1 pseudogene is annotated in these 1,043 nt (G+C 48.0%); it reads left to right on the forward strand.

Annotation, left to right across the window (positions count from 1 at the left end):
• Nucleotides 1-1,043: pseudogene (locus tag R7040_RS24855) on the forward strand (ATP-dependent DNA helicase DinG); the annotation flags it as partial.

Below are 1,043 nucleotides of genomic sequence, written 5' to 3' on the forward strand. Positions count from 1 at the left end.
AAAGACCTTCCTCTATTCCGTCGTATTACAGACAGAGAATTCTCTTTCATTCTTGCCAAAGGTAGGCAGCGCTACTGCTGCGCAGAAAAGCTCGCAACAGCCAGTGGTGTGGATGGCGGTCAACTAGCGATGTTTGAGACCAAGCCAAAGAAAAAAGACATTGAATTACTGGAAACCATGTATCGCTCACTCGCTCAAGGGAAATGGGATGGTGACCGCGACGCTTGGCCTAAACCTATAGACGACCGCATCTGGCAATTGATTGTCAGTGACAAGCACAGCTGCAATAACAGTTTGCCAGGTCACAGAGGGTGCCCGTTTCAAAAGGCGCGTTCTGAGTTAGATAAAAATGACGTGATCATCGCGAATCACTCTCTCGTTATGGCTGATGCTGACTTAGGTGGTGGCGTAATCTTACCAGAGCCAGAAAATACGATTTATGTCTTTGACGAAGCTCACCACCTGCCTCACGTCGCCCGTGATCACGCTTCAGCATCCGCGAGTTTAAAAGGCGCAGCAGCGTGGCTAGAGAAGCTGAATCAGTCAATCAGTAAATTTTCATCACTGGCTGATGAGAAACGTGTCGCTCGATTCCGCAATGACTTGCAAGATTCCGTGCAAAACTTAATACCTGCGCTCACTCAGTTGACTAAGCAGTTCGATCCAGCTCAGTTTGAAGAAGGCATCTACCGCTTTGAACATGGCGAACTGCCTACTTGGCTAGAAAACCAATCTAAAGAGCTAAAGCAGTTCAGCAAGAAAGCAAACCAAAGCGTCGCGAAAATCGCCGATCTTATCGCAGAAAGAGTCAAAGATGGCGAACTCGCGGCAAGATTGGCCGAGCCTGCGCTCGCTGAACTAGGTTTCTATATTCAACGACTAGAGAACCTCGCTCAAGTTTGGCATTTGATGGCAGAGCCAACACGAAAAAAAGGAGCACCTTTAGCGAGATGGCTAGAAACTCACCCAGATCGTGAAGGCGATTTTATTGTGAGTGTCTCCCCTCTTGAGATTGGATGGCAGCTAGACCAACAGATTTGGAG

Source organism: Vibrio sp. 1069 (genome assembly GCF_033340555.1).